Origin of the sequence: Novosphingobium hassiacum (assembly GCF_014196055.1) — a bacterium.
GTDB classification, from domain to species: domain Bacteria; phylum Pseudomonadota; class Alphaproteobacteria; order Sphingomonadales; family Sphingomonadaceae; genus Novosphingobium; species Novosphingobium hassiacum.
Window position 1 is genome coordinate 138,677 of sequence record NZ_JACICY010000008.1, and the last position, 22,608, is coordinate 161,284.

At 63.3% G+C, this 22,608-nt stretch carries 28 protein-coding genes and 1 tRNA gene; 20 read left to right on the plus strand and 9 right to left on the minus strand.

The window, feature by feature from the left end:
• The first annotated feature begins 74 nt into the window (after window positions 1-74).
• Window positions 75-1,994, plus strand: coding sequence for an alpha/beta hydrolase family protein (locus GGQ88_RS16035; RefSeq protein WP_183614453.1), 1,920 nt, complete (start codon window positions 75-77; stop codon window positions 1,992-1,994).
• An 85-nt stretch (window positions 1,995-2,079) separates the two neighbouring features.
• Here GGQ88_RS16035 and GGQ88_RS16040 read toward each other — a convergent pair whose 3' ends face one another.
• From GGQ88_RS16040 to GGQ88_RS16055, 4 genes are all read right to left on the minus strand, one after another.
• Window positions 2,080-2,964: a hypothetical protein gene (locus tag GGQ88_RS16040; RefSeq protein WP_183614454.1), complete on the minus strand. Its 885-nt coding sequence runs from the start codon at window positions 2,962-2,964 to the stop codon at window positions 2,080-2,082.
• Window positions 2,965-3,068: 104 nt separating this feature from the next.
• Window positions 3,069-3,860: a GDSL-type esterase/lipase family protein gene (locus GGQ88_RS16045; protein WP_183614455.1), complete on the minus strand. Its 792-nt coding sequence runs from the start codon at window positions 3,858-3,860 to the stop codon at window positions 3,069-3,071.
• Window positions 3,860-5,059 carry a serine palmitoyltransferase gene (spt, locus tag GGQ88_RS16050; protein WP_183614456.1) on the minus strand — a complete coding sequence of 400 codons (1,200 nt, stop codon included), beginning with the start codon at window positions 5,057-5,059 and terminating at the stop codon, window positions 3,860-3,862. The genes GGQ88_RS16045 and spt overlap by 1 nt, the downstream gene beginning before the upstream one ends.
• Window positions 5,060-5,067: 8 nt before the next feature.
• Entirely contained in the window at window positions 5,068-5,307 is a 240-nt protein-coding gene (locus tag GGQ88_RS16055; protein WP_183614457.1) for an acyl carrier protein, read from the minus strand.
• A 153-nt stretch (window positions 5,308-5,460) separates the two neighbouring features.
• Here GGQ88_RS16055 and GGQ88_RS16060 point away from each other — a divergent pair, with 153 nt between their 5' ends.
• Window positions 5,461-6,057, plus strand: coding sequence for a Pycsar system effector family protein (locus GGQ88_RS16060; RefSeq protein WP_183614458.1), 597 nt, complete (start codon window positions 5,461-5,463; stop codon window positions 6,055-6,057).
• 107 nt (window positions 6,058-6,164) lie between these two features.
• On the opposite strand, the gene GGQ88_RS16065 is transcribed toward GGQ88_RS16060, so the two are convergent.
• A complete protein-coding gene (locus tag GGQ88_RS16065; RefSeq protein WP_183614459.1) occupies window positions 6,165-6,527 on the minus strand; it encodes a response regulator in 363 nt (120 codons plus the stop codon).
• A 114-nt stretch (window positions 6,528-6,641) separates the two neighbouring features.
• Between GGQ88_RS16065 and GGQ88_RS16070 the strand changes: the two genes are divergently transcribed.
• Genes GGQ88_RS16070 through GGQ88_RS16095 form a run of 7 tightly spaced genes read left to right on the plus strand, consistent with a single transcriptional unit; the run spans window position 6,642 to window position 10,906 of the window.
• Window positions 6,642-6,872, plus strand: a complete 231-nt coding sequence (locus tag GGQ88_RS16070) for a DUF3572 domain-containing protein (protein ID WP_343057244.1) — start codon at window positions 6,642-6,644, stop codon at window positions 6,870-6,872.
• Window positions 6,869-7,498, plus strand: a complete 630-nt coding sequence (locus GGQ88_RS16075) for an HAD family hydrolase (RefSeq protein WP_183614460.1) — start codon at window positions 6,869-6,871, stop codon at window positions 7,496-7,498. Before GGQ88_RS16070 ends, GGQ88_RS16075 begins: the two co-directional genes overlap by 4 nt.
• A complete protein-coding gene (locus GGQ88_RS16080) occupies window positions 7,495-7,962 on the plus strand; it encodes an Atu1372/SO_1960 family protein (RefSeq protein WP_183614461.1) in 468 nt (155 codons plus the stop codon). Before GGQ88_RS16075 ends, GGQ88_RS16080 begins: the two co-directional genes overlap by 4 nt.
• Window positions 7,943-8,710 carry a glycerophosphodiester phosphodiesterase family protein gene (locus GGQ88_RS16085; protein WP_183614462.1) on the plus strand — a complete coding sequence of 256 codons (768 nt, stop codon included), beginning with the start codon at window positions 7,943-7,945 and terminating at the stop codon, window positions 8,708-8,710. The genes GGQ88_RS16080 and GGQ88_RS16085 overlap by 20 nt, the downstream gene beginning before the upstream one ends.
• Before the next feature lie 7 nt (window positions 8,711-8,717).
• The gene (locus tag GGQ88_RS16090; RefSeq protein WP_343057241.1) at window positions 8,718-9,848 is read left to right on the plus strand and encodes a GNAT family N-acetyltransferase; all 1,131 of its coding nucleotides are present in this window, start codon (window positions 8,718-8,720) and stop codon (window positions 9,846-9,848) included.
• Between the two features lie 60 nt (window positions 9,849-9,908).
• Window positions 9,909-10,019, plus strand: coding sequence for a DUF6471 domain-containing protein (locus GGQ88_RS21815; RefSeq protein WP_221214708.1), 111 nt, complete (start codon window positions 9,909-9,911; stop codon window positions 10,017-10,019).
• Window positions 9,977-10,906, plus strand: coding sequence for a hypothetical protein (locus GGQ88_RS16095; protein ID WP_183614464.1), 930 nt, complete (start codon window positions 9,977-9,979; stop codon window positions 10,904-10,906). Before GGQ88_RS21815 ends, GGQ88_RS16095 begins: the two co-directional genes overlap by 43 nt.
• A gap of 222 nt (window positions 10,907-11,128) precedes the next feature.
• Here the strand turns inward: GGQ88_RS16095 and GGQ88_RS16100 are convergent, their stop codons facing one another.
• Complete coding sequence (locus GGQ88_RS16100; protein ID WP_183614465.1) at window positions 11,129-11,470, minus strand: SEL1-like repeat protein; 342 nt, start codon at window positions 11,468-11,470, stop codon at window positions 11,129-11,131.
• A 296-nt stretch (window positions 11,471-11,766) separates the two neighbouring features.
• On the opposite strand from GGQ88_RS16100, the gene dksA reads away from it, so the two are divergent.
• The 4 genes from dksA to GGQ88_RS16120 all read left to right on the plus strand — a co-directional run bounded on the left by dksA (window position 11,767) and on the right by GGQ88_RS16120 (window position 14,753).
• Entirely contained in the window at window positions 11,767-12,225 is a 459-nt protein-coding gene (gene dksA, locus GGQ88_RS16105) for an RNA polymerase-binding protein DksA (RefSeq protein ID WP_183614466.1), read from the plus strand.
• A 187-nt stretch (window positions 12,226-12,412) separates the two neighbouring features.
• Entirely contained in the window at window positions 12,413-12,763 is a 351-nt protein-coding gene (locus GGQ88_RS16110; protein WP_221214723.1) for a PilZ domain-containing protein, read from the plus strand.
• Between the two features lie 59 nt (window positions 12,764-12,822).
• Window positions 12,823-14,301 (plus strand): ABC transporter substrate-binding protein, encoded by a 1,479-nt coding sequence (locus GGQ88_RS16115; protein WP_183614468.1) that lies wholly within the window; start codon window positions 12,823-12,825, stop codon window positions 14,299-14,301.
• A gap of 5 nt (window positions 14,302-14,306) precedes the next feature.
• Entirely contained in the window at window positions 14,307-14,753 is a 447-nt protein-coding gene (locus GGQ88_RS16120) for a DUF4112 domain-containing protein (protein WP_425490456.1), read from the plus strand.
• A 174-nt stretch (window positions 14,754-14,927) separates the two neighbouring features.
• On the opposite strand, the gene GGQ88_RS16125 is transcribed toward GGQ88_RS16120, so the two are convergent.
• On the minus strand, window positions 14,928-15,104 hold the full coding sequence (locus tag GGQ88_RS16125) for a DUF1674 domain-containing protein (RefSeq protein ID WP_183614470.1): 177 nt from the start codon (window positions 15,102-15,104) through the stop codon (window positions 14,928-14,930).
• A gap of 73 nt (window positions 15,105-15,177) precedes the next feature.
• Here GGQ88_RS16125 and GGQ88_RS16130 point away from each other — a divergent pair, with 73 nt between their 5' ends.
• Entirely contained in the window at window positions 15,178-16,458 is a 1,281-nt protein-coding gene (locus GGQ88_RS16130) for an RsmB/NOP family class I SAM-dependent RNA methyltransferase (RefSeq protein WP_183614471.1), read from the plus strand.
• Between the two features lie 115 nt (window positions 16,459-16,573).
• Here GGQ88_RS16130 and msrA read toward each other — a convergent pair whose 3' ends face one another.
• Entirely contained in the window at window positions 16,574-17,110 is a 537-nt protein-coding gene (msrA, locus tag GGQ88_RS16135) for a peptide-methionine (S)-S-oxide reductase MsrA (protein WP_183614472.1), read from the minus strand.
• Between the two features lie 74 nt (window positions 17,111-17,184).
• On the opposite strand from msrA, the gene GGQ88_RS16140 reads away from it, so the two are divergent.
• From GGQ88_RS16140 to GGQ88_RS16165, 6 genes are all read left to right on the plus strand, one after another.
• On the plus strand, window positions 17,185-18,030 hold the full coding sequence (locus GGQ88_RS16140) for a class I SAM-dependent methyltransferase (RefSeq protein ID WP_183614473.1): 846 nt from the start codon (window positions 17,185-17,187) through the stop codon (window positions 18,028-18,030).
• A 50-nt stretch (window positions 18,031-18,080) separates the two neighbouring features.
• Complete coding sequence (gene aguB, locus GGQ88_RS16145; protein ID WP_183614474.1) at window positions 18,081-18,929, plus strand: N-carbamoylputrescine amidase; 849 nt, start codon at window positions 18,081-18,083, stop codon at window positions 18,927-18,929.
• A gap of 38 nt (window positions 18,930-18,967) precedes the next feature.
• Window positions 18,968-19,417 carry a 2-amino-4-hydroxy-6-hydroxymethyldihydropteridine diphosphokinase gene (gene folK, locus GGQ88_RS16150; RefSeq protein WP_425490457.1) on the plus strand — a complete coding sequence of 150 codons (450 nt, stop codon included), beginning with the start codon at window positions 18,968-18,970 and terminating at the stop codon, window positions 19,415-19,417.
• A gap of 38 nt (window positions 19,418-19,455) precedes the next feature.
• Window positions 19,456-19,531, plus strand: a tRNA-Lys gene (locus GGQ88_RS16155).
• Between the two features lie 370 nt (window positions 19,532-19,901).
• Complete coding sequence (locus tag GGQ88_RS16160; protein WP_183614476.1) at window positions 19,902-20,120, plus strand: hypothetical protein; 219 nt, start codon at window positions 19,902-19,904, stop codon at window positions 20,118-20,120.
• Window positions 20,121-20,135: 15 nt separating this feature from the next.
• A complete protein-coding gene (locus GGQ88_RS16165) occupies window positions 20,136-21,482 on the plus strand; it encodes a deoxyguanosinetriphosphate triphosphohydrolase family protein (RefSeq protein ID WP_183614477.1) in 1,347 nt (448 codons plus the stop codon).
• Between the two features lie 293 nt (window positions 21,483-21,775).
• Here the strand turns inward: GGQ88_RS16165 and GGQ88_RS16170 are convergent.
• Window positions 21,776-22,608 (minus strand): hypothetical protein (locus tag GGQ88_RS16170; RefSeq protein WP_221214710.1); only part of this gene is annotated, 833 nt, incomplete at its 5' end.

Sequence of the window (22,608 nt, forward strand, 5' to 3'; positions counted from 1 at the left end):
CAGTTAAGCTGGGCGGCTTGAATGAGGGGGCTCCTTTGCGAAACGTCACGCGACAACTCATTGCAGCGCTACTGATGGTGGCAACGGCAATCATCGCAGCCCCGGCTTTTGCCGCCGAGCCGCCGCCGCTGTCGCTTTACGGCAGCCTGCCGGGGGTTGAGCGCGCGGCGATGTCGGCTTCGGGCGCGCGCGTCGCGCTGATCGGGCGGGTCGGAGAGAAGCGCACGCTGGTGTTGCTCGACGAAGCCAAGAAGCCGCTACGAGCAGTGGACCTAGGCGATGCCAAGGTGCGTGGCCTCTACTGGGCGGGCGACGACCGGGTGCTGCTGTACAAGTCGGATACAACCAACCTTGGCGCGGGTTTCACGACCGATCGCGCCGAGCTTTTTACGATGCTGGTGATTCCCGTGGGGCAGGAGAAGCCCTGGATCGTGTTCGACCATAACGAACGGATCACCGGCGGCGTGCAGGGGTTCTATGGCATCCAGCAGCGCGAAGGGAGGTATTACGGGTACTTCGGCGGGATCACGCTCGAAGGCGATTTCCGGTCCACTCCCTATCTCAGAACCACTGACCCGATGCTTTACGAGGTCGATCTGGTGACCGGGAAGACGCTCGAGATCGCGCGGCGCTATGAGGGTGAGGGCTTTCGCGACTGGTTGATCGGCAACGACGGCAAAGTGCGGGCGTGGCTGGATTTCGAGGCACGCAGCGGGAAGTGGGAAGTTCAGAACGCCAAGGGCCAGCGGATCGCGCAAGGCGTGAACCGGCTGGGGCAGGTCAGTCTTGTCGGGCTTGGCGGTACGCCGGGCACGGTGATTCTGGCAGAGGAGCCCGAGGGGCAGGACGGCCGTTGGACTGAAATTCCCGAATCTGGCGGCGAGGCAAAGGAGATCATGGTCGGCACGAACGTCGATCACGCGTATTTCGACGAGAATAGTCGCCAGTTCATCGGATGGCGGGAGGAGGCGGACCGGCCCGCGTATCACTTCAGCGATGCGTTCCGACAGAAAGTCGCGAACGCCACGGTGAAGGCGTTTCCGGGCCTGTCGGTGCACATCCAGGGCTGGAACGACGCGTTCGACAAACTGCTGGTGATGACCGAAGGCGTGGGCGATCCGCAGACGTGGTGGCGGGTGAACATTCGCACCGGGGCTGCGGGCGAGCTGGGTGTGTCGTATCCGATGGATGCAGGCTCGGTCGGGCCGATGCAGATGGTGAACTACAAGGCAGGCGACGGGCTGGACATCGCAGCGGTGCTGACGCTGCCGCCCGGGCGCGAGGCGAAGAATCTGCCGGTAATCGTGATGCCGCACGGCGGTCCGACCGCGCGCGATTATCCGGGGTTCGACTGGTGGGTACAAGCGCTGGCGTCGCGCGGTTATGCGGTTCTGCAGCCCAATTTCCGAGGGTCGGATGGCTATGGCGTGGCATTTCGGCGCGCGGGCAATCGCGAATGGGGCCGCAAGATGCAAAGCGATATTTCGGACGGGCTTGCCTGGCTGGCGGCGCAGGGCATCGCTGATCCCAAGCGGGCGTGCATCGTCGGCGCGAGTTACGGCGGTTATGCAGCGCTGGCGGGCGTCACGCTGCAACAAGGGCTTTATCGCTGCGCGGTGGCGGTGGCAGGCGTGAGCGATGTGGCAAAGCTGGTCGCGACCGACTTGCGCGCATCTGCCTACGACAAGACGATGAAGGCCGCGCTCGCCGAGGAAATCGGGGCGAAGACCGACTTGAAAGCGATTTCTCCGGTGGCGTTTGCCGCCCGGGCGGATGCGCCGGTCATGCTGATCCACGGCAAGGACGATCTGCGGGTGCCGTTCGAGCAGAGCAAGGCGATGGACGCCGCGTTGCGCGCTGCGGGCAAGCCGGTCGAGCTGGTCGTGCTACCGGGTGAGGATCACTACCTGTCCCGCAGTGCGACGCGGTTGGCGATGCTGGAGGCGTTGGTGCGGTTCGTGACCGCTCACAACCCGCCGGATGCTGGGCGGTAGTCTACGCCCCGGGGAGAGTGATGAACCGGGAAAGAAGGGTGGGAGCGCATCACCATAGGCTGCGCCCCCGCCCGGATCGATATGATTACCTTTTCACGCGCGCACGCGTTTCGAGGTCGACGATGCGGCGTTCGAGGTAGGCTTTATCATCGCTGGTCGGAGTGGACCGCGCATAGGCCGCTTCCAGACGCATCAGGTCGCCGAGTTCGACGCGCAGCCGCGTCTGCTGGGCCGTGCCGAGGCCGCTGGTGCTGACGGCGCGGTCGATATTCGCCAGACGGGTGCGGCTGTCGAGCGTCGCGGTGGTGCTGCCGTAGGCCGTGTCACCGACGCGGGCATCGAGTGCATCAAGGCGCTGGTCGAGCATGTCCTGCTCGCTGCTGCTGATGCCGTCGCGGGCGTATGACGCTTCGGCAGTGATCAGGGCGGCGTAGTCCGCTTTCAGGCGGGTGGCCTGGGTGCGGGTGAGACGGCGCGCGGTAACGCCGGCATCGACGCGGCGTTCGAAGTCGGCGCGGCCTTCGGCTACGGCCAGCTTGGTTGAAGTCGTCGTGTCGGCATAGCCGCCGTCGGTGAGGGCCTGAGTCAACGCACCGTAGCCATCGGCGAGTTCAGTGCGCTCCTGTGTGGTGAAGCGCCCATCGGCACCGTAGCGTGTCTCGAGCGCAACCAGCCGGTCGTATTCGGTCTTCATGCGCGTGCCGTTGGTCGCGGTCAATTTGCCCGAGCCGACTTCCGCGTCGATCTTCGTGTTGAATTCGGCGCGCTGCGTGGCGAGCGGCTTGCGCCCTGTGGCCCATTGCTGTTCGACCGAGGTCGAAACGCCGAGACGGTCACCGAATACCGAGCGCAGGATCGAACCGACAGTGTTCTCCTGCGTGCTGGACGTCTGTGCCTGAGCAACGCCGGGTGTGGCCGCAAGTAACAGTGCGCCAGATGTGAGTGCGAAAAGGGCTTTGGTCGAAACCATAAGAAATTCTCCTGTAATTGCAGGAGGTAACGCGCGCTCGGTGGATTGGTTTCATTCCGCAGGAGGTGCCTCGACTGCATCGGTATCGAATGGAGGCGCGAAGGTCAGGGCTTTTTGGCCATGCCCAGCTTTTCGGCTTCGGCGATTGCTGCCTTGGCGACAGGGTCCATCAGCGCGTAGCCGCGGGCGTTGGGATGGATGCCGTCGGGGGCGAGGTCGGCGTTGATCCCGCCTTCGGGATTGGCGAGCGCCTTGTAGTAATCGGCGTAGACCGCGCCGCGTGTCTTGGCGAAATCACGCAGCCACGCGTTGAGCGCGACGACTTGCCTTGCGGGTGCCAGAGCAGGCTTCCACGGGAATTTCGCGGCGGGCAGGACGCTGCCAAGCACCACCGCGATGCCGTTGGAACGCGCGATATCGACCATCGCGGCGACGTGGTTGGTATACATTTCAGCGCTGGTCGGGCCGGTGTTGCCGGCAAGATCGTTGGTGCCGATCATGATGTGAACGACCTTCGGGCGCAGGCGTACGACGTCCTGATAGAAGCGCACGAGGACCTGCGGGCTGGTCTGGCCGCTGATGCCGCGCGCCACCGCGCCGCTGACGAATAGCGTGGGCGCAAGGCCGACCCAGCCTTCGGTGATCGAATCGCCGATGAACACGGCGCGGGGGCGTTGCGGTGTCTGCTTGTTCGCCTCGGCATAGCGGCATTCCCACGCCCAGTCGTACTGGCGGACGTATTCGCTGGCAAAGTTCAGCCCGGCGGGTTGCGAGGTGCAGGGTTTGTCGACCATTCCGTCCGCGGGCAGGGCGACCGGAGCGGACGGGCGGACTTGCGCCGCCGCGGGTGCAGCGACCAGCGTCAGCGCGGCGAGCACCGCCAGGACTACTTTCATCAGATGATCCCCACGGCCTTTCCGGCACGCTCGAACATGCCGAGGATGGTCTGGACCTGTTCGGCGGTGTGTTCCGCACAGAGCGAGCAGCGCAGCAGGGTCATCCCCGCAGGCGTTGCGGGCGGGCGCGCGAGGTTGACGTAAAGGCCTTCGTGGAGAAGCGCCTCCCACATCGCCGCGCCACGTTCGAGATCGGGCATGATCACCGCGATGATCGCGCTTTGCGGTTCATCGGTGCCGAGCTGGAAGCCCAAATCGCGCATGCCTTTGTGTAGGGTGCGCGAGTTTTCCCATAGGTGCGCGCGCTTTGCCTCACCGTGCATCAGCTTGCGGATCGAGGTTGCTGCGGTGTGGACGACGCTGGGCGGGAGCGAGGCGGTGAACACATACGGACGGCAGACGAGGCGCAGGATTTCGAACTTGGGATGGTTCGACACGCAGAAGCCGCCGACTGTGCCGACCGACTTGGAGAAGGTGCCGATCACGAAATCGACGTCGTCGAGGCAGCCCTGATCTTCAGCCACGCCGCGCCCGTTGGGTCCGATGAAGCCCATCGAGTGTGCCTCATCCACCAGCACCATCGCGCCGTTTTCCTTGGCGATGCGGATCATTTCCTTGAGTGGGGCGATGTCGCCCATCATCGAGTAGACGCCTTCGAGGATGACCAGCTTGCCCGCGCCTTCGGGAATGCGCTTGAGGCGCTTTTCCATGGCTTCGATATCGTTGTGCTTGAACGGCACGACTTCGGCATCGCCCAGCTTGCAGCCGTCCCAGATCGAGGCGTGGCTGTCGATGTCGAGGATGATGTAGTCACCCTTGCCGGCCATCGTGCTGATGATGCCGAGGTTGGCCTGATAGCCGGTCGAGAACACCATGGCATGATCCATGCCGTAGAATTCCTTGAGCGCGTCTTCGCATTCGCGGTGCCCGCGATAAGTGCCGTTGAGCACACGGCTGCCGGTGGTGCCCGAGCCGAAATCGTCCAATGCCTGCTTGCCCGCCGCGATCACGTCGGGGTCGAACGTCATGCCCATGTAGTTGTAGGTGCCGAGCAGGATCGTCTCGCGCCCGTTGCACACGGCGACCGTGGGGCTGACCACGCGTTCCATCACGAGGTTGAACGGATCCTCGACGCCGCCTGCCAGGAGAGCGCGGCGCTGTTCGATCAGTGGGTCGAACTTGGAGAAAAGGTCGGTCATCGGTTTGTTCAACCCTGAAGCTTGGTTACCGCGTCGATCAGCTGGCCGTAGGTTTCGATTTCGGCCTGCTGGTTCATGCTGATGATGATATCGAAATCGTCCTCGATCGCGGCGACGAAGTCCATGACTGTCAGGCTGTCCCATTCGAGATCGCCGGCAAAGGTGGTCGTTTCGGTGACGTCCACACCCTTCTTGTTGAAGGGCTCGATCAGCTCGGCGATCTTTGCGGCGGTTGCTTCGCGATCCATTTTGTCATTCTCCAAGGGCGTGAGCAGGCGCACGGTGGCCCTGCCAGAGGAATACGGCGGAAAAGCGGCGATTGCGCGTGCTTGTCAAGCGCCGCCCCCCTGTGTCATCCCCGGTTTACAGACAAATGCCGCAAAAGCGGGAGGGGATGAATCATGGCAGAGACCGGAACGCAGGCTGAACGGCACCAGGAGCCGGTGCTGGCAACTCCTTCGCCGCTCTCGCCATCGGGCTTTTCCAATCATGCGATCCACCTGGTGCGCACGACGCAGCAGATCAACTTGTCGCTGAGCCAAATGGCCGATGCCAAGGCCTCGATTCTGATGGGCGCGACGTTCCTGGTGTTCACGATCGCGGTGGGGCAGGCCAAGAACGGATCGATGCCATGGTCGCTGGGCGTGCTGGCGATCTTTGCGTTCATATCGGCGATGTGTGCGGTGTTTGCAGTGCTGCCCTCGGTCAGCGGACCCAAGGCGGCGGCGCTCAACGACGGCAAGCCGAACAAGCTGTTCTTCGGCTATTTCACCCACATGGACGAGGACGTGTGGCTGGATTCGATCCTGGCAGAACTGCACGCCGACGAGACCGTGTTCCGCACGATGCTGCATGACATCTATCAGAACGGTCAGGTCCTGCAGCGCAAGAAGTACAAGTACCTCGCCTATGCTTACAAGAGCTTCATGGTCGGCCTGTGCCTGACTGCTGTCACATTTGTGATCGAGCATGTCAGCAACATGGCTGCTGCGATGTAGCGGTGGCGCTCCCCCGCGGAGGCGGGGGCCTCAGGCCGGATGGCTCCCACCTGGAGGCCTGAGGTCCCCGCCTGCGCGGGGACGCATTCTCGCAGGATAATCGGCAGCTATAACAGCTTGTTGACCGCGACCATGAACGGGCCAATCGAGACGGGCTTGGCGAGGTAGCCTTCGGCGCCGGCGTCGCGGATCGCGTCTTCATCGCCCTTGCCCGCATAGGCGGTGACCGCCAGGATCGGGATTGGCGCAAGTTCCGCGTCGGTCTTGAGCGCGATGATCAGGTCCATGCCCGAGACGTGGGGCAGCTGGATGTCCATGATCACCAGATCGGGCATGAACAGGCGGGTCTTGTCGATCGCTTCGCGGCCGTCGGCCACGGGCTCCACCTCGAACCCGTTGGCGCGGAGCAGATCGCAGAACAGTTTGCGGTTGAGGTCGTTATCCTCGACAACCAGAATTCTTTTTGCCACTGACACGCCTGTTCCGAGAGCGGCGGAAAATCGCCGCGATCGGCGCTCTCATATTGACCGCGAAAGGCCCTGACAATCATCCGCGACAAAGCCCCTGCGCCCGATGCTGCCGCGATCGCGCTCCAGGCGCTCGGCTGGGTGCTGTCCGATGGCGATCGGGCGGAGCGGTTCCTGGCGCTGACGGGGCTGACGCCGGACGATCTGCGTGCCGGGATCGGTGAGGGTTCGGTACTGGGCGCGGTGCTCGATTTTCTCAGCAATCATGAAGCGGACCTCGTAAACGCGGCCTTCGCACTCGATATGTCGCCAGCGGCCATCGTGGCTGCGCGAAAGGAACTAGGATGAGCCGTCCGCTGATCATCAGCGATTGCGACGAGGTGCTGCTGCACATGGTCGCCCCGTTCCGCGACTGGCTGGCGGAGAAGGAAGGCATCGTCTTCAGCATGAAGAACGCCGATTTCGCGCGCGCGTTGAGCTATGCCAAGGATGGCAGCCTGGTGCCGACCGAGCAGATCTGGGGGCTGCTCAACCGGTTTTTCGATACCGAGATGTACCGCCAGCAGGCGATTGCGGGTGCCGTCGCGGGGATCAACGCGATCGGGCAGGACGCCGATGTGGTGATCCTGACCAATCTCAACGATCATCGCCGCGAGATGCGTGCGCAGCAGCTGGCCGACGTCGGGATCAACGCGCGGGTATTCACCAACCAGGGGCCGAAGGGGCCGGCGCTGAAGGCGATCCTCGACGAATACAAGCCGACGCGGGCGCTGTTCATCGATGACTTGCCACAGCACCACGATTCTGTGTCGCAGTTGACGCCGGACGTGATCCGGTTGCACTTGTGCGGAGAGCCGTTGCTGGCACCGCACATCGATTGCGCACACCGCGCAGGGCATGCCCATGCACGGATCGACGATTGGGACGCGGCGCTGCCGTGGATACTGGCACAGATGCATGGAGAAGATGCGTGAGCGATACCATTGAAACCCGGCTGGCCGAACTGGGCCTGACCCTTCCGCAAGCAGCCGCGCCTGTTGCCGCCTATGTACCCACGGTCGAGGCGGGCGGGATGCTGTACGTTTCGGGGCAGTTGCCGTTCATCGACGGCAAGCTCGTGACCGGGCGTCTGGGCAAGGACGTCGAGCTTGAGCAGGGCACCGCAGCTGCGCAGGCCTGCGGGCTGATGATCCTGGCACAGGTCAAGGCGGCGCTGGGCTCGCTCGACCGGGTGGAGCGCGTGGTGAAGCTGGGCGCGTTCGTCGCGTCGACCAAGGACTTTACCGATCAGCCCAAGGTAGCCAACGGCGCCTCTGAACTGATGGCCGCGGTGTTCGGCGATGCGGGCAAGCATGCGCGCAGCGCGGTGGGCGTGCCGGTGTTGCCGCTGGGAGCAGCGGTGGAAGTCGATGCTATCATTGCCATTCGCCCTGCTTGACCGGTTTCTGGTCCCCGCGCCCGATCAGGCGCGCGTGGGCTGGCTGCGTGGGGTAAGCTACGCCCATCGCGGGCTGCACGGGAACGGTGTGCCCGAGAATTCGCCGACCGCCTTTGCCTTGGCGATCGAACGCGGGATGGGGATCGAGTGCGATGTGCAGCGCACGTCCGACGGGCACGCGGTGGTGTTCCATGACTGGGAACTCGACCGGCTGACTGGCGAAAGCGGGCCGGTGATCGAGCGGCGGTCAAGCGATCTGTCGAAGATACAGCTGACCGGCGGGAGCGACTGCATCCCGACGCTGCGGCAGTTCCTCGATCAGGTGGCAGGCCGCGTGCCGGTGCTGATCGAGATCAAGTCGAAGCGCGATGTGCGGGTGGTGCCGCTGTGCCTTGCGGTGCGGCGGACGCTCGAGGGCTATCGCGGGCCAGTGGCGGTGATGAGCTTCGATCCGCGCGTCTCGCGCTGGTTCTCGCGCCATTCGCCGCGCATCGTGCATGGGATGGTGGTGACCGAGAACGGCAACCGCGCGTTGCTGGCCACGATCAAGCTGCATCTGGCGTTCTGGCAGGCCAAGCCGCAGTTCCTGGCGTGGGACGTGCGCGATCTGCCGAGCCGGTTCGTGGCGGCGCAGCGTGAGCGCGGGTTCCCGGTGCTGACGTGGACGGTGCGCTCGGCGGAGTTGGCGCAGCGCGCGGCGGACTGTGCCGATGGACCTATTGCCGAAGGGGCGGGCGTCAGGGCATGACGCCCAAGTGACCTACACCGCGCGCATCCATCAGGCCGTTTCGCAGATCGCCGCCGGGGATTGGGACCGGCTGGCCGGGGCGGGTAACCCGTTCGTTTCGCACGCTTTCCTGACATTGCTGGAGGAGTCGGCGTCAGTCGGCGCGCGAACCGGGTGGTCGCCGCTGCCGATCGTGATCGAGGGTGATGACGGGCGTCCGGTGGCGGCCTTGCCTGCTTATCTCAAGAGCCACAGCCAGGGCGAATATGTGTTCGACCATTCGTGGGCGGATGCGTGGCAGAGGGCTGGCGGGGACTACTATCCCAAGCTGCAGATCGCCGCGCCGTTCACGCCTGCGACCGGGCCGAGGCTGCTGGTGGGCGACCGCCCCGAACTGGCGCTGCCGCTGCTGCGCGCAGCCGAGCAGTTGTGCGAGAGCAACGGGCTGTCGTCGGCCCACGCGACGTTCATCGCGCCCGATCAGTTGCCGCTGTTCGAGGAGGCGGGGTGGATGCTTCGCAGCGACATCCAGTTCCACTGGACCAACCGGGGTTACGCGAGCTTCGAGGAATTCTTGGGGGCTTTGTCGTCCGAGAAGCGCAAGAACCTGCGCAAGGAGCGCGCCAAGGCACAGGATGGCGTGGACATTCGCGCATTCACCGGCGCGGACATCCGGCCCGAGCACTGGGACGCGTTCTGGGTGTTCTATCAGGATACCGGCGCGCGCAAGTGGGGGCGGCCCTACCTGACCCGCGCCGCGTTCGACCTGATCGGCGAGCGTATGGCCGACAAGGTGCTGCTGGTGCTGGCTTTTTACGACGGTGAGGCGATAGCGGGCGCGATCAACTTCATCGGTGCCGATGCGCTTTACGGGCGGTACTGGGGCTCGGTCGTGGACAAGCCATTCCTGCATTTCGAGCTGTGCTACTATCAGGCAATCGACGCGGCGATTGCGCTCGGGCTGAGCCGCGTGGAGGCAGGCGCGCAGGGCGGGCACAAGCTGGCACGCGGGTACGAGCCGGTGCAGACGTGGTCGGCGCACTACGTGGTCGATCCGGGTTTCCGGCGGGCGATTGCGGACTTCCTGGAGCGCGAGCGGGCGGGAATTGCGCAGGACCAGTTGCTGCTGGGTGAGCGGACGCCGTTCAAGCGGGGGTGAGGGGGTTCTTTGCAACCGCAACCTGCGACGTTAGGCTCTCGTCTGGCGGAGTTAGGGGTGATGGACTCTGAGCCGAATATCAGGAACAAGATCAACCGGGGTGATTTTTACAGCGGTGTTTTGATCCAATGCTTAGAAGCTATCGGGGAGTCATCCTTGCACTTGGATTGATCTTATCCGGTCCAAGCCACGCCCAGCCCGGCGAGGACAATCAATCCAAAACCGAACAGGATAGCGCCAATCAACTTGCGCGCATTGCTGCGGCCATCGAGAAACAACCAATAACTACGGCTGCAGATCGCGGCTGCCCCCCCTCCCAAGATAATCGTCAAAGCGATCTTTGCGCCCAGTGGAAGGCCGCAGACGCCGCTGCTGAATCGGCACAATGGGCCTTGTGGTCGTTTTGGTTGACCGGGCTGGGGCTTTTGGTGGGCAGCGGGACTTTGTTTGCCGCTTGGCGTGCTGCCCATTGGGCTAAGAAGGCTGCGGAACACACTGAAACTGGCGCTAACCAATCTCGGCGCGCTGCTGACGCGGCAGAAGAAACCCTTTCTTTGACTAGGTTTCAAACCCAACAAACCCTCCGTGCCTATGTCGGACTGGAGAAGATGACCATCTCCATGCCACTTATGAAAAATGGTGAAGAAATGCGGCAGTTCGAAGCTGTGTTTAAAAACTATGGCTCTAGCCCGGCTCTCAACTTCCGCTTTGGTGGGGCAACGATCGTGACTAACCAAATTGACTTTGAGCCATCCTCCGATCCCAGGATCAAACCCGACGCGTTTGACCGGCCTGGATCTATGCTCGCTCAAGGAGGAGCAATTGTTAGGGGCCTTGGCCAGTCGAGCGTTGCCGAACTGATGTCTATTATTGGCAAGGAAAAGCATCTTTTCGTTGCTCTCTATTGCGCCTACTTTGTCGCTGGCGATGCGGAAGAAAAAGTATGGCGGCAGTTGTATCGTTTCGAGACTTATGGCCACGAAAGTTCGAGCGAATTCACTATCGCCAGTTTGAATTATGCCTTCGAAATCGCGGGTGATTGGCACAAAGCGACCTGAAGCAAAGCAAACAATGTCGCCTGCCACCAAAGGGCAATAAACGTGCCCAGCACGGTGCGTTTGCTACGTTATATCGGATAATTACATCAGAGGGCGCACTGAGCCGAATATCTTCGAGCACTACTGGCTCGAAGGCGAATTCAGCGCAGGCATTTACGACACAGTACGCCGTCTATGAGGCTTCAATTGCGCGAGGCTCAGAGGCCGGGTGATGATAGCGCCTCAAGCAGCGGCACGTCCCGCCCGCAGCCACTCGCGCGCACGCCGCTGCGCCTCGGCAATCTCACGCGCGGTCATCTCTTCAGCCACATCGGCGCGGCAGCTGGCGGCGTCTTCGTGGCCGCCGGTTGCGGCCAGGTTGAACCACTTGTGGGCTTCGATCATGTCGCATTCCACGCCGTGGCTGCCGGTCGAGTAGGCGACGCCCAGGTCGAACAGGGCGTTGCCGTCACCGTTGGCGGCGGCTGCGAGGCAGGTGGCGACGAGCAGGTCCGCGCCGTGCGAATCAACGCTGGCTGCGGGTGCGGAGTCGTCGGCTACGAGCTTGATCCAGGTCTGTCCCATTAAGCTTTACCCCTGTCGTGGAGCGCAATCCCCTTGCAGCCCCGATAGGCACAAAGTCACCAATCTTGGTCAATAAATGGTTAACGCGCGCGCTGGACTGTTTTCGTTTGAAACATAATCGATTGCGCGGCTGTTGGCGCCGTCCGCTTCAGCCGCCCTTAATGCGCTCGATGCTCCAAATCGCTTGTGCGGTTCTGGGGGCGACCCTATAGGCGCGCCATCCATGGAGCACGCCCGCCCGCAAGGGGAAGAGGCTGGCCCGGGAGGGGTTGATAGCTTGTGATGCGGAGGGCCGAATGGCTGGGGTCTTGAGTGACGAAATCGACGTTCTGGCCAAGGCGCGCCGCGCACTGGCAGGCGATTATGTGCCAAGTGACGACGAACCCTACATGAGCGAGCCGCAGCAGGATTATTTCCGCAAGCTGCTGCTCGAATGGAAGCGTTCGATCCTGTCCGCGTCTGCCGGAACGCTGTCCGCGCTGCAGGACGGACCGATGCGCGAGCCAGACCTGAACGACCGTGCATCGAGCGAAACCGACTGGGGAATCGAGCTGCGCACGCGCGATCGCCAGCGCAAGCTGATCGCCAAGATCGATTCGGCGATGCGGCGGATCGACGAGGGCGAGTATGGTTACTGTGAAGTGACCGGCGAGCCGATCGGCTTGGGTCGGCTGATTGCGCGCCCGATCGCAACGATGACCGTGGAAGCGCAGGAAGCGCATGAGCGGCGTGAAAAAATCTCGCGCGACATGTGACGCTGAGACCGACTTTGGTTGGTCTGTAGCATAACGTTCTGGTTAATTTGTTTCCACGCTAACGCGTTGTTTACTCTGCTCGTTTACGAAGCAGCGAGAAATTTCTGCGATTGCTTCGCAGGCAGGCGCAAGGGGCGTTCTGCAGAAGCGGAATTTCTCGAGAACGGCAGGTTCCTTGGTGACTGAGATGGACCATCGGCAGCTTGGGCGTGACAGCCTGTTCCTTCTGGCAGAGGTGCGCCTGGTCGGGACCGAGGTCGAGCACCGCGTCAAGGTTCGCAACCTGTCTGTCGGCGGCATGATGGCCGAAGGCGACATGAAGGTCCTGCGCGGCACGCGGGTCGAAGTGAACTTGCGTAATATCGGCTGGGTCGAGGGCGCTGTGGCGTGGATTCAGGACAACCGCTTCGGCATCGCCTTCGTCGAGGACGTCGACCCCAAGCTGGCGCGTGCGCCCGTGGGCGAAGGCCCGAGTACGCCGCGCTACGTCAAGCCGGTGTTTTCGCACATGCAGGCAGGCCCCCTGCGCAAGATCTGAAGCGTAAAATCTGAAATTGGCACGCTGACCGCGCCGAAGCCTTCTGCTAGGCTCGTTCGATGGTGGCGCGCATTCCGGCATTTCCGACGTTCCTGCTGCTGTCCGCTGGGCTGCTGGCATCGTGTGGCAAAGGGCAGGACGGTGAACTGGGCGTTGCGGTAATCGGCAACGCGAGCGCGATCAACGAACGCGGGGCGCGGCTTTCATCACCTGCACAACTGATCCGCTCGGCCACGACCGAGGGTTTGGTCGGGTTCGATGAGCAGGGGCGGGTGGTGCCTGCGCTGGCCGACCGCTGGATCGTGACCGACAACGGGCAGAGCTATATCTTCCGGCTGCGCGACGGCACCTGGCCCAACGGCAAGCGGATCACGGCCGATGGCGCTGCGGCGGCGGTCAAGAAGGCGATCGCGGCGCTGCGGGGCACGGCGCTCGGGCTTGATCTCGCGGCGATCGACGAAGTGCGGGTGATGGCCGACCGGGTTATAGAGATCGATCTTGCCGCGCCAGTACCCGAGCTGCTGACGCTGCTCGCGCAGCCCGAATTGGGGCTGCCGTTCGGCGGACGCGGGATCGGACCGATGGCGGTGAAGGCAGGTGAGGGCGGCGCGCGGGTATTCACGCTGATCCCGCCCGAAACGCGCGGCCTGCCCAAGCAGGCAAAGTTCGCCAAGCGCGCGCGACCCTTGCGCGTAACCGTGGCGCCTTCTGCCAAGGCAGTGGCGCTGTTCACCGATGGCACGGTCGACGTGTTGCTGGGCGGAAAGATCGATACGGTGCCGCTGGCGGGGCGGATCGGACTGACGCGCGGCAACGTGCGGCTTGACCCGGTGACCGGACTGTTCGGACTTGTGGTCGATCGCGCCGACGGGTTTCTGGGGGATTCGGCCAATCGCGAAGCATTAGCGATGGCGATCGATCGCGACGCCTTGCTGGGCAGCTTCAACATCGGTGGCTGGCAACCGACGACGCGGGTCGTGTCGGGCGACGTCGAGGACGATCTGGGCACGATCGGCGAACGCTGGCAGGGCATGACGCTCGACGAGCGCCGGTCGCAGGCAGCGGCGCGCGTGGCGGCATGGAAGGGGGCGGGCAGGGCCATTCCTACGCTCAATATCGCGATGCCGGATGGTCCGGGCTCGGGGCTGGTATTTGCGGCCTTGCGCGACGGGTTTGCCCGGATAGGCTTGTCGGTGCGCCGCCTGCCCGAGGGCGAGCGTGCAGATCTGCGGCTGGTCGACATCGCCGCGCGCTATGGCCGGGCGACGTGGTTCCTCAACCAGCTGTCGTGCGCGGTGCAGAAGGCGGTGTGCAGCCCGATCGGCGACGAGCGCGTGGCCGAGGCGCGCCGCGCGATGGACCCGCAGGCGCGCGCCGCGCTGCTGGCTGAGGCGGAGGCGGAGATTACGGCCGCAAATGGCTTCATTCCGATTGCGCGGCCGTTACGCTGGTCGATGGTGCGCAGCGGCACTACCGGCTTCGCGCAGAGCCCCTGGGGCTGGCATCCCTTGCCCCCGCTGGCATGGCTCCCCAAGTAAGGGGAATGGACAAACCCGCTTCTGCAGCTTCGCCAACCGCCACCGCCCGTCCGCAACGGATGCGGCCGGAACTTCCGCCGCTCAGCAATGATCCTGCAGCGGTGCGCCAGCGTGTGGAAATGCTCGAGCGCGTTCTGGAGCGCAGTTTCAAGATCCCGGTAATCCGCCGCGATGTCGGGCTGGATGCCATCGCGGGGCTGGTGCCGGTGCTGGGCGATGTGGTGACGGCCGCGATGGGCGCCTATGTGGTGTGGGAGGCGCGCAACCTGGGCATGTCGAAGTGGCAGCTGTGGCGGATGGGCGGCAACGTGGCGTTCGATACGGCCATCGGCGCGATCCCGCTTGTGGGCGATGCGTTCGACTTCTTCTTCCGTTCGAACACGAAGAACCTGAAAATCCTGCGCAAGCATCTCGATAAGCATCACCCATCAAGCGGCGTGATCGAGGGGTAGGCCACGGCTTCGGGGGGCCCTTTGTCTCCGCCCATGTTCTGACATCTCGGCTGGATCATCGTCATCCCCGCGAAGGCGGGGATCCAGTCATGCGCGTGGGCCGCTGGGTCCCCGCCTTCGCGGGGATGACGAGCGGGGTGGTGGTTGGCGCAACAGGAAGTGTCTAGCGCCCGCTCAGAAATCGATCGCTATCCCGTTCTTTTCCCAGTCGCCGAAGCGGGTGGGGTCCAGGCCGTCTGGATCGTTGCGATGTTCGGGCACCTTGGGCACGGGCGCGGGATCGTTGGTCCAGTGCGAGGGGCGCGTGAAGTCTGCCGGACGGGTGGTGGCGCGGGGCGTGGGCTTGTCCATGCCGCTTCAGATGGGCGCTCCCAACCTCAAGCGCAATTGCCATTTGGGGCAGCACGCGCGATAGGCCGCAGCCATGGCCCGTCCCGACACATCCGAAGATGCCTCGCCCCAAGAAATTCCCGGCGTTTCTGCGCGCAAGGCCGCGCTGCGCCTGCTCGATGCGGTGCTACGACGGGGGGAGCCGCTCGATCAGGCGGCGCCACCCATCCTGCGCGGGATTGAGCGCGGCGACGACCGCGCGCTGGCGACCGCGATTGCGCAGGAAGCGCTGCGCTGGATGAGCGATCTCGATGCGCTGATCGATCAGGCGACGCGACAGGTGCTGCCGCAGGATGCCAAGGCGCGCAACGTGTTGCGGATCATGCTGGCGCAGGCGTTGCGGCTGGGCTTGCCGGGGCACGCGGTGGTCGCGACCGGGCTGCCGCTGCTGATGGGCGGTCCGCGACGGCTGGCCCATGGCGTGTTCTCGGCCGTGACCAAGGCCAACCCCAAGCTGCCCGATGCGCCGAGCCTGCCCGATGCGGTTGCGGATCGCTGGGATGTGGCATGGCCCGAGCGGGTCGAGGCGATTGCACGCGGGCTGGCCTTGCCGCCGCCGCTGGACCTGACCTTGCGCAACCCTGCGTTGACGGATGACTGGGTGGCGAAGCTGGAAGGCGTATCGCTCGCGCCGGGGCATGTGCGCATCGCCCGGGCGGGGGCGATCGACGCGTTACCGGGCTTTGCCGAGGGTGCGTGGTGGGTGCAGGACCTGGCTGCCAGCGTGCCGGTCCGGCTGCTGGGCGCGGGCGAGGGGCGGCGTGCGCTCGATTTGTGTGCCGCGCCCGGTGGCAAGACGCTGCAACTGGCGGCGGCGGGCTGGCAGGTCACCGCGCTCGACAAGTCGGCGCGGCGGGTGGAGCGGCTGCGCGCCAATTTGGAGCGGAGTGGGCTGAGTGCCGAAGTGGTGGTGGCCGATGCCCTGACGTGGGAGCCGGACGCGTCGTTCGACGCGATACTGCTCGATGCGCCGTGCAGCGCGACGGGCACGTGCAGGCGGCACCCCGATGTGTTGCACCGGCAGGCGAACTTGGCTGAGCTTGGCGAATTGCAGCGTGCGATGCTGGAGCGCGCGGCGGGCTGGCTCGCGCCCGGTGGCCAGCTGGTCTACGCGGTGTGCTCGCTCGAGCCGGAAGAGGGTGAGGCGCGGGCTGCGGCGTTCGATCTGCTGACGCCGGTGGCGGTGCGTGATGACGAACTGCCGGAGGGGATCGTTGCTGCTGATGGGTATTTCCGCGCCGACCCCGGCATGTTGCCAGAGGTCGGCGGGATCGACGGGTTTTTTGCCGCGCGGTGGGTAAAGTCCGTGGAATGATCAGGGGTCGAGCACCCACCCCCGCCCCTCCCTTAAGGGAGGGGAGCGAGACTTATGGAGCCGCAGGCGAAATTAGTCGCAGCGGGGTGGGTGTTCGGCGCTTATTTGATGCACCTTACGCCTTCACCTTGTCCGCAAAACTCTTGCGCAGTTTCATCAGCTTGGGCGGGATGATCGCAAGGCAGTAGGGGTTGCGCTGGCCTTCGCCCTCCCAGTATTCCTGGTGGTAGTCCTCGGCGGGATACCACTTGGCCGGGCCTTCGATCGTGGTGACGATCGGCTGCGGCCAGTTTGCCTGGTTGCGCGCGATGCCGGCTTCGGCTTCGGCGCGCTGGGAGTCATCGAGCGGGAAGATCGCCGAGCGGTACTGCGTGCCGACGTCGTTGCCTTGCCGGTTCAATTGCGTCGGATCGTGCGTGGCAAAGAACATGTCGAGGATCTGGCCATAGCTGACCACGTCCGGATCGAACGTCACCGCGATCGCCTCGGCATGGCCGGTACTGCCCGAGCAGACCTGCTTGTAGGTGGGGTTTTCGACATGGCCGCCGAGGTAGCCGCTTTCGACCTTGCTCACGCCGATCACGTCGCGGAACACCGCTTCGGTGCACCAGAAGCATCCGCCGGCAAGAATCGCCGTTGCTTGTTCGCTCATGCGCATTAATCTCCTTGAATGATTGCAAGATAGGCAGGCGCACCGCGCTTGTCATCGGCACGAAGGAGATTCCGATGCGCAGACTTAGCCTTGCCGTGATGGTCGCCCTTGCCACTGCCAGCCTGGCCGGCCCGGTAGCCGCCCAGAAGGCGACGACGATCGATCCGGCGCTGGCGGCTGCGGTTGCCGATCCGCTGCGTGAAAAGGACCGTGCGCGCGACGTCTATCGCAAGCCTGATCAGACGCTGGCGTTCTTTCAGGTCGGCCCGACGATGAAGGTGGGCGAATACGCGCCCGGTGGCGGGTGGTATTCGCGGCTGCTGGGGCTGTACCTCGGGCCGAAAGGCAAGCTGGTGGGGCTGTTTTTCGATCCAAATTCGCCCGCGTTCGGCGACAAGATGAAGGCCGGTATCCGCGAAGGCGTGACCAAGTATCCCGGTGAAGTCGCCGGTTGGTCCAACCAACCTGCAGAGCGTTTCTCTGCCTTTGCACTCGACACCGTGCCCGAAGGAGAGAAGGGCACGTTCGACCGCATCCTGGTCATGCGCATGATGCACAACCTGTTGCGGTGGAATCTTGCCGACCACGAAATCAAGGCGATGCGCGAACTGCTGAAACCCGATGGTATGATCGGGATCGAGCAGCACCGCGCCAAGCCGGATGCACCTTATGCGTTTACCGATGGCTCGAAGGGCTACTTGCGTGAGGCGGACGTGATCAAGTTCATGGAGGTGAACGGGTTCACCTTTGTCGGCAAGAGCGAGGCCAATGCGAATCAGAAGGATCCGGCGAACTGGCCAGAAGGCGTGTGGACGCTGCCGCCTTCGATGGATGGCGCGAAGGATGACGCGACCAAAGCGCGGTTGACGGCCATCGGCGAGAGCGACCGGATGACGCTGCTGTTCCGCAAGCGGCCGTGAAGCACATGGCGACGGTTGAATCCGGCGCGCCGGGGGCTTAGGTCCGACCCATGAGCCAGATCACCGTCGCCGCCCTGCAACTTGCCCTCAACGCGGGCGAGGCCGAGAATATCGCCGCTGTTGCCGCGCTGGTCGAACAGGCGGCGGCAGGAGGCGCGCAAGTCGTACTGCCGCCCGAGCTGTTTGCAGGGCCGTACTTCTGCAAGGTCGAGGATGAGGCGCTGTTCGCGCTGGCCTATCCGCTCGATCAGGACCCCTCGGTGCGCGAAATGAGGAAACTCGCCAAGGCGCTCGGGGTCGCGATTCCGACCAGCTTTTTCGAGCGCGACGGGCACCACTATTACAACACGCTGGCGATGGTCGGGCCAGACGGCGAAGTCATGGGCATCTATCGCAAGAGCCACATTCCCGATGGGCCGGGGTACGAAGAGAAGTTCTATTTTCGCCCGGGTAACACCGGATTCAAGGTGTGGGACGTGTTTGGCACGCGCATCGGTGTGGGCGTGTGCTGGGACCAGTGGTACCCCGAATGCGCGCGCGCGATGGCGCTGATGGGCGCTGAAGTGCTGTTCTATCCGACCGCAATCGGATCCGAGCCCTATGACGAGGATCTCGACACCAGCCGGATGTGGCGGCGCGCGATGCTGGGCCATGCGGTGTCGAACTGCATGCCGGTGATCGCGGCCAACCGCATCGGGCGGGAAGACGGCCAGAAGTTTTATGGCCACAGCTTTATCAGCGACGAATGGGGCGATTACCTGGCCGAGTTCGGCGCAGGCGAGACCGGCGTGCTGAGCGCAACGATCGACTTGGAACGCGCAGCCAAGCACCGCGCGGGCATGGGCTTCTTCCGCGATCGTCGGCCGCAATTGTATACGCGCCTTTCCGAGGACGTGTGAACCGCTACCTGATCGCGTTGGGATCGAACCAGCGGCATGTGCGCTGGGGCGGGCCGAGGGCGATCCTGCGTGCGGCGGTAGCGGACTTGGCGACGCGACAGTTGGTGGTGGAGGGGGTGAGCGCTTGGACGCGGAGCCGTCCGCTGGGACCGTCGTTGCGGGAATACGCGAACGGGGCCGTGGTGGTGCGCAGCGGTCTGGAGCCGCGCGAGATGCTGGCGGTTCTGCAAGCCATCGAGGTTGCGTTCGGGCGCAAGCGACAGGGGCAGCGGTGGCGGTCGCGGACGCTGGACCTCGACATCGTGCTATGGTCTGGCGGGTGCTGGGCGGACGAGGTGCTGATGGTGCCGCACCGCGAGTTTCGCGCGCGGGCGTTCGTGCTCGGCCCTGCCGTGCAGATCGCGCCGCGCTGGCGTGACCCTGTGTCCGGATTGACGCTCAAACATCTGCGCGCCCGCTTGACCCGCCGCGCCCCGCCCCCTAGGTGACGCGCCACGTCAGGCGCTTTGCGTACCTGAACCGGTGTGGACCCGTAGCTCAGTTGGTAGAGCAACGGACTTTTAATCTGTAGGTCTCGGGTTCGAGTCCCGACGGGTCCACCATTTGATTTTCTGGCACTTTTTGGACTGTGTGGATCGCCGGAATTTCCATCGTTGTCACAAGCGAGTATCACTGGCTAATCACCAAGCCTTCCGGAGGTTGTCTGCATTGCATCTTGCCGACCGCCTTGGTCGCCCATAACACCACTTTGCACGCTGTTTTGTTCGCGGGCATATTGACACTCCTGGCCGTTCCGTGATTCTTATCCCTGCATACAACGGCGGCGTAAGATGGATGACGGGGCGCTCTGCAATCCACGGCGTGGTCGCAAGACCCAATTGCGACTCAATCTTTCAGTATGGCATTCACGATGCCACCGTTAACCCTGCTTGTGAGGGAACGGTAAGGGCGCCCAATAGTAGGAGATATACCATGGCTGTCGATACTCCTCCTCAGGACAACGAAATCCTCGATCTGATTGGCGCGCACGAGGGCCATATGGATCCGAACGCGCTTATCGCGGCCCTCTGCGATGCTCACCAGATGAGTAATGTGATCGAAGCGCTCCAGCGGGCGATTGAGCGTGGCAAAATCACCCTCGACAGTGAGGGGATGGTGATCTCCACTGTATCTCTGGCTCACGCCGCTTAAGCGCGCGCAGTAGTTTTGTCAGCCCTCGACGCGGATCGTACCGCTCGCTGTCATAGTACCGATGACGCCTCACCAACAGATCAACGGCGATCCTTCGAGCGGGACAGAGATCGTGTATTGTATTCCTCGGCCTTCCACAGGCTTGCTGGTGTAACGCAGATCGTCCGCGCCGGCGAGCTTGATATTTTCCACACACGCCAGCAACATACGTACAAGGTTGCCCAGATTGGCCGCCGATTGGCGGAGAATTTACTCCGCAAACAAGAAGCGGCAGCCCGGCTGCATGGCCTCGATCCCGAGGTGGTGGAAGCTGCATGCTTGGCGCACGATCTTGGGCACCCCCCATTCGGTCACGCTGCCGAATCAGAGTTGGACAAGATAGTTACGGATCCGACATGCTGCGGTGGCGTGAAAGAAGATGCCGCCCCAGACGGCTATGAAGGCAACGCGCAAACGTTTCGCATATTAACCAAGCTTTCAGTCCGGTATGGTCGCGAGAGTCCTGGCCTTGATCTTACGCGAGCAACCCTCGCGGCCACACTGAAATATCCATGGCTTCGAGATCGAAACGTGGAGAAAAAGGCTGGTAAATGGTCCGCATATGAGACCGAGCGCCGGGAATTTGAGTGGGCGCGACAGCATTGTCGAGGTGAATTCAAAACCGCTGAAGCCGAATTGATGGATTGGGCGGACGACATTTCTTATTCGGTGCATGATTTGGAGGATTTCCACAGGGTCGGCATCATTCCTTGGAGCGAAATACTCTCTGAGACTGATACGTCTGGTTTGATCACAGGGGCTGTAAAGTCTTGGACCAAAGACCCGTCCATGCCCGCTGATGCAAACGCACGAATGAAATCAGCGTTAGAGCGGATCAAGCGAAAGATCGTCATTTTCCCGAGCATGACACACGAAGTATACGACGGGTCGCGTGAACAGCGGCGGCAGCTTCGCAACTTCGGTTCAATCTTGATTGGCACCTACGTTCGTGCGGCATCCCTTGCCAATGGGCATGATGGACCGGCAGTGGTCATCGAGCAGACCGCAGAAGATGAAGTGCGGCTACTCAAATATTTCGCGCGCAAGTACGTCATCGGACTTCCGGCACTACATGCCCAGCAGTATGGTCAGAAGCGGATTGTACGAGACCTCTTTTCAATTTTTCTGGCAGAAGGGAAAGTCGGAGGTTCGAAGCTTTTACCAGCTCGAATGCGCTATATTTGGGAAGACAATTCCGGCGTTGCCCCGGCGCGTCTTGCAGCGGATTGTGTCGCATCCTTGTCCGAGAACGAGGCTTATCAGTTGCATCACCGCTTGACGGGCAGCAACAGCGGATTGATCTTAGATCCTATAGTTCGTTGAGTCTCGACGGATCGCAGTTTTGATAGCCTCGTAGTTTACCGGCAATGGAATGCGCTGGCCTTGGGGCTGGCTGGACTTTTAATCTGTAGGTCTCGGGTTCGAGTCCCGACGGGTCCACCATTTGATTTTTCGGCTTTTATCCATAATTTCCGGACCGGTGGAAAGAGCCGTTCGATCCGTCGCTGCTGGCCGGTCTCGCGGCCGAGCGAGCGCAGATTCTGGCGCAGATCGTCGCAGCCGAGCAGGCGATGGCCGACCGACCAGCGCAAATCAGGGTGTGCGGCGGGTGCGTGTCAGGTCGTCGCGACTGCGAGGGGCGTGCGTCTTTCGTCCAGATCGATGACGACGTCCGCCCGGTTCGGCATTTCGGCGAGAATGTGCCGCGAGAGCCGCTCGTAGAACATCACGAAGCGCTGGATCGCAGCTGTGTCCATGAGCGCCGTGGCATGCCGGGCGGCATCGCCGAGGCTCTGGCGCAGCGTTTCCTCCTGCTGTTCACGCCATCGTGCGACGACTTCGAAGCACGGGGCTCGCAGCATGACCAGCAGGTCGATCCGAGCGAAGAGATCCTGATATCCTCTGCCCAGACAGTCGTTCGCGTGGGTGCGCCAGCGGCAGTCGGCGTCTTCCTCTGCTTCGAGGACGTTGACTGGCGTTGCCAGCGCCGCTTCCTGTTCGGGCCTTGCGCCCACGCACCAGCCTTCGAACAGGATCACGTCGAACGGAGCATCGACCTTTCGCCACTGGTCAGGTGGGAGAAGATCGTCGCTCGACTTGTCGAACACGGGGAGGGCAACCGGTCCGGGCCGTTTCAGGGCATCGAGCAGTGCAAGCCCCAAGGGCACGTCGTGCGTTCCCGGCACGCCCCTCACGGCAAACAGGGGATGCACCCGCTCGGCAACCTCGGCGCGCGCGGAGCGCGACAGGTACAGATCGTCGAGAGACAGGCTCGCGCTACGCAGGCCCTTTTTTGCGAGCGCTTCGGTCAAGCCGCGCGTCAGCCAGGTTTTCCCGCTGCCCTGCGCACCGCAGTTAGCGTCCGCGCTCGTGGTGTAATTTCCGGTGTAGGCGATGGTGTATTCCGGGGTGGGGCATGCCCCACCCCGGAATGCGGCGTCGCTGGTGG

Bases quoted from the DNA above. Each gene is read 5' to 3' on its own strand.
- GGQ88_RS16130 (WP_183614471.1), top strand. From the start codon at position 15,178: ATGGCCCGTCCCGACACATCCGAAGATGCCTCGCCCCAAGAAATTCCC.
- GGQ88_RS16040 (WP_183614454.1), bottom strand. From the start codon at position 2,964: ATGGTTTCGACCAAAGCCCTTTTCGCACTCACATCTGGCGCACTGTTA.
- spt (WP_183614456.1), bottom strand. From the start codon at position 5,059: ATGACCGACCTTTTCTCCAAGTTCGACCCACTGATCGAACAGCGCCGC.
- GGQ88_RS16045 (WP_183614455.1), bottom strand. From the start codon at position 3,860: ATGAAAGTAGTCCTGGCGGTGCTCGCCGCGCTGACGCTGGTCGCTGCA.
- GGQ88_RS16075 (WP_183614460.1), top strand. From the start codon at position 6,869: ATGAGCCGTCCGCTGATCATCAGCGATTGCGACGAGGTGCTGCTGCAC.
- dksA (WP_183614466.1), top strand. From the start codon at position 11,767: ATGGCTGGGGTCTTGAGTGACGAAATCGACGTTCTGGCCAAGGCGCGC.
- GGQ88_RS16115 (WP_183614468.1), top strand. From the start codon at position 12,823: ATGGTGGCGCGCATTCCGGCATTTCCGACGTTCCTGCTGCTGTCCGCT.
- GGQ88_RS21815 (WP_221214708.1), top strand. From the start codon at position 9,909: ATGGACTCTGAGCCGAATATCAGGAACAAGATCAACCGGGGTGATTTT.
- GGQ88_RS16035 (WP_183614453.1), top strand. From the start codon at position 75: ATGGTGGCAACGGCAATCATCGCAGCCCCGGCTTTTGCCGCCGAGCCG.
- GGQ88_RS16140 (WP_183614473.1), top strand. From the start codon at position 17,185: ATGCGCAGACTTAGCCTTGCCGTGATGGTCGCCCTTGCCACTGCCAGC.
- msrA (WP_183614472.1), bottom strand. From the start codon at position 17,110: ATGAGCGAACAAGCAACGGCGATTCTTGCCGGCGGATGCTTCTGGTGC.
- GGQ88_RS16125 (WP_183614470.1), bottom strand. From the start codon at position 15,104: ATGGACAAGCCCACGCCCCGCGCCACCACCCGTCCGGCAGACTTCACG.
- GGQ88_RS16055 (WP_183614457.1), bottom strand. From the start codon at position 5,307: ATGGATCGCGAAGCAACCGCCGCAAAGATCGCCGAGCTGATCGAGCCC.
- GGQ88_RS16120 (WP_425490456.1), top strand. From the start codon at position 14,307: ATGGACAAACCCGCTTCTGCAGCTTCGCCAACCGCCACCGCCCGTCCG.
- aguB (WP_183614474.1), top strand. From the start codon at position 18,081: ATGAGCCAGATCACCGTCGCCGCCCTGCAACTTGCCCTCAACGCGGGC.
- GGQ88_RS16060 (WP_183614458.1), top strand. From the start codon at position 5,461: ATGGCAGAGACCGGAACGCAGGCTGAACGGCACCAGGAGCCGGTGCTG.
- GGQ88_RS16100 (WP_183614465.1), bottom strand. From the start codon at position 11,470: ATGGGACAGACCTGGATCAAGCTCGTAGCCGACGACTCCGCACCCGCA.
- GGQ88_RS16160 (WP_183614476.1), top strand. From the start codon at position 19,902: ATGGCTGTCGATACTCCTCCTCAGGACAACGAAATCCTCGATCTGATT.
- GGQ88_RS16095 (WP_183614464.1), top strand. From the start codon at position 9,977: ATGCTTAGAAGCTATCGGGGAGTCATCCTTGCACTTGGATTGATCTTA.
- GGQ88_RS16110 (WP_221214723.1), top strand. From the start codon at position 12,413: ATGGACCATCGGCAGCTTGGGCGTGACAGCCTGTTCCTTCTGGCAGAG.